We start from the raw sequence: 3,495 nt of genomic DNA, 5'->3' as shown, positions 1-3,495 counted from the left end.
GAAATAGATGCGAATACAGACCGTTTTTTCTCGTTGTTGGAGTGACGAGTTAGTGCTGAGTGTGCTGGTTGGCAATATCAATATACGGTCAAGTGGATGGTTGCAACGGAGGTTTCGGCAAGTTGAACCCGGTCGCTACTTTGCTTGGTCTTGGCGGGAGGATTGTTGGGAATATCTATCCGGATTAAGAATAATATCTGTTGTAAAATAAGTTTTTATATGTTGGGGAATTTGTGTCATTAATGTTGGGAAATTTGTGTCGTTAGACACAAAACTATTTTGACGGTGGTTCTCTTTACTTTGTATGTGCTTCACAAACATTAGACGTTCTATGTCTTACCACTTCCTTCCCCATAATTTTCGTCACCTCTAACTCTTTCTTTAGCCATCCACCCCCAGCTAAAAACGACCGTAAGAGAGGCTAAAACAATAATTGGCGGCAAAATCATAATTAACAGGAATTCCAACATCTATTCTCCTTTCGGGTGCATCTGACCCTGCACATATCTGATATTAAATAAAAACAGTTTCATTAAAAGAAAAAGTGAAGGAATTAGAAGCAATAGTCCGGTCAAAAATGCAATAATTAAGGCTACTGCCATGGACTGATTAGTAAAATGTTCATACATAGATAAGTAAGGGTAAAGTAGATATGGTAAGTGAGATGCCCCATAACCGTAAAAAGCAAATGCAAATTGAACCATCACGAAAATAAAGGACAACCCATAATTCTTTTTCTTCCAAACGAAATAAACAGCTAGCAGAAAGAAGAGAAACGAACATGCAAACATCCAGGATAGCTCCGTGATATGCTGATAATGTTCGGGGTTATGCAAGTTAATCGAGTAGAAAACGATTAAACTGCAAATGATCGTCGGTGCGCTCCAAATTAGTGCCCATCTACGTACAATTTCCATAGCTGGAAGGTCATTTGCTTTGGCTGCGTAAAATGTTAAAAACATGGCAGATATGTAAAGGACACTAACAATCGCAAGTAAAACAACGGACCATGAGTAAAGACTGAAAAACAGCTTGTTGTATTGAAATAAGATCTTACCATTCTGAATTTCAATAAAACCACCTTCTGAAATTGTAAGCACTGTTGATAATGAAGCAGGAATCAGAAGTCCAGTTGCACCGTATAAGAATGCATAAATTTCTCTACTCTTTATGCCATATGTATTAAACGCATAGTAGGAACCACGTATAGCAAGAAGTATGATGGCTACGCTACCAGGAATTAATAAGGCTGTTCCATAGTAATATGCGGTATCTGGGAAAAAGCCTACGATCCCGACAATGAAAAAAATGAGAAAGACGTTAGTTACCTCCCACACAGGAGATAAATATCGTTTAATAATATTCTGAATCACATGTTCCTTCCTTGTTCTGTAACTGTAGTAGCTAAAAAAACCAGCCCCAAAATCAATGGAAGCTACAATTAAATACCCGTACAGAAAGGTCCATAAGACTGTAATTCCCACCACTTCCAAATTCACTTGAGAGCACTCTCCTTATTTAGTAACTTAAGCTCATCTTCCGGAGTATTGTTTTTAAACATTCTCATTAAAACACGTAAGCACGAAATCCCCAAGATCACGTACAGGGCGAGAAACACGACAAAAAATAAGCCAACATGTTCAGATGTCGTAGCACCCTGCTGTGTCTTCATATACCCACGCAAAATCCAGGGCTGTCTGCCTACTTCCGCATATACCCATCCATATTCAATTGCAAACATAGCAAGAGGACCTCCAATGACAATCGCGGCAAGAAGCAGCTTGTTGTATGGATTCCCTTTTCGAAACCAAAAAGCAAGAATAAACAATAGAGGAATACTGGTTAGATACCCACCGATGCCAACCATGGCATCAAAAGTGTAATGAATCCAAAGTGGTGGGATTTCATCCGCAGGAAAATCATTTAGCCCCTTTACTTCCCTATTAGGGTTTCCATGAGCAAGCACGCTTAATGCAAACGGGATTTTCCATCCATATTTAACTTCGTGTTTTTCTGTTAAAATACCACCTACAATTAAAGGTGCATGTGACATTGTTTCAAAATGCCATTCCCCAGCTGCCAGCTTTTCTGGCTGATATTTCGCCAAATATTTCCCAGACAAATCACCAATCAAGAAGGTGGCTATTGCAAAAACAAGTGCTGCGAAAAGCGTCATATTCAATACTTTCTTATAGTAAATATGACGTTTTCCCTTTAATAGGGCATACGCCGCGCTCCCTGCAATAATAAAAGCAGACGTAAGATAAGCCGAAACTAATACGTGGGAGACTTTTGTAGGGCTTGCAGGAGTAAACATAGCCTTAAGAGGCTGTACGTTACCTATAATCCCATCAACAATCTCAAATCCTTGCGGAGCATTCATAAAGGAATTAACAAGTGTAATAAACAGTGCAGAGCATGACGCGCCGATTACTACAGGTATAATAAATAAAAAATGAATTTTGGGTTTAAATCTATCCCAGGTATACATGTAAATACCAAGAAAAATGGCCTCAAAGAAAAAGGCGAATATTTCCATGAACATAGGTAAACCGATAGCTTGTCCAGCAATCCTCATAAAATTAGGCCACAAAAGGTTAATTTGTAGGCCAAGAGCCGTTCCTGAAACAACTCCAACGGCTACAGTTATGACATATCCACGTGTCCACCTTCGGGCCATCAAGGTATAATGTGAGTCATTTCGACATATGCCCATCCATTCTGCCAAGGCAATAAGAACAGGAATTCCGACCCCGATAGTTGCGAAAATAATATGAAATACAAAAGTCAAAGACATTAGTGCACGACTGTAAATAACCGGATCATTAGCAAGCATGAATTCAGCAACTCCTTTATACCACAGCGGTAATCTTCCTCATCTAGGACTATAACAGATGATGAGAAATTGATAATAGTAAGATAACTGCAATGACCACGCATAGAATAATCAATTTTTTTTCCTGCTTTTGATAACGTTCCACAACAGTATCCTTTCAATATTCGAATTTTCTTTAGTATCATCGATTTCATGAAAAATATGTATATATTGCCAACTAATATTTCACAGCAAAAGGGCAATGTTAAGAAACAGAAGTAATTCTTGGTGAAAGTAGGATTGGCACTTGTTTTCTTTTGGTTGGTCGAGAAATGCTTCTTTCACTGGTCTATAAACTTCATGAAAGTAATGATAGTTGTTTTGGCTGTTGGCATCTTAGGGTTCTAGTTATTTCAGAAGGATAGGGGTAGCTTTAGTGGTGACTAACATAAAATTCAAAGTACTCTAAAATATAAAGGCAGAAGAAAGACTCAGATCCTGAGCTTTCCTTCTGCTTTTTTAACAACTTGCTGTAAATTTCAAGACTTTCTAATCAACTTTACACCATTAAATACATGAATCAAAGCTTGCAGCTTCCTGTCGATGTAGAGATCGTTAGAACGCAAAAGGGGTTGATTGGAATTAACATCAATCGATTAGATCATCTGGTTTTGACTGTC

At 38.3% G+C, this 3,495-nt stretch carries 3 protein-coding genes; all 3 read right to left on the bottom strand.

Annotation, left to right across the window (positions count from 1 at the left end; genetic code table 11):
• Positions 1 to 329: 329 nt before the first annotated feature.
• The 3 genes from cydS to GC097_RS23760 are packed head-to-tail and all read right to left on the bottom strand — an operon-like array spanning position 330 to position 2,836.
• Entirely contained in the window at positions 330 to 470 is a 141-nt protein-coding gene (cydS, locus tag GC097_RS35360) for a cytochrome bd oxidase small subunit CydS family protein (RefSeq protein ID WP_376768419.1), read from the bottom strand.
• Positions 471 to 1,499 (bottom strand): cytochrome d ubiquinol oxidase subunit II, encoded by a 1,029-nt coding sequence (locus tag GC097_RS23765; RefSeq protein ID WP_171685797.1) that lies wholly within the window; start codon positions 1,497 to 1,499, stop codon positions 471 to 473.
• Entirely contained in the window at positions 1,496 to 2,836 is a 1,341-nt protein-coding gene (locus tag GC097_RS23760) for a cytochrome ubiquinol oxidase subunit I (protein ID WP_171685796.1), read from the bottom strand. The genes GC097_RS23765 and GC097_RS23760 overlap by 4 nt, the downstream gene beginning before the upstream one ends.
• Positions 2,837 to 3,495 lie beyond the last annotated feature (659 nt).

This window comes from Paenibacillus planticolens, from assembly GCF_013141725.1.
Lineage (GTDB): Bacteria > Bacillota > Bacilli > Paenibacillales > NBRC-103111 > Paenibacillus_E > Paenibacillus_E planticolens.
The sequence above is the reverse complement of the archived record's forward strand: the minus strand, read 5'-3'. Positions and strand labels throughout refer to the sequence as shown.

What these genes read in the sequence shown, in the direction of transcription:
- cydS (WP_376768419.1), bottom strand. Translation starts at nt 470, where the DNA reads ATGTTGGAATTCCTGTTAATTATGATTTTGCCGCCAATTATTGTTTTA.
- GC097_RS23760 (WP_171685796.1), bottom strand. Translation starts at nt 2,836, where the DNA reads ATGCTTGCTAATGATCCGGTTATTTACAGTCGTGCACTAATGTCTTTG.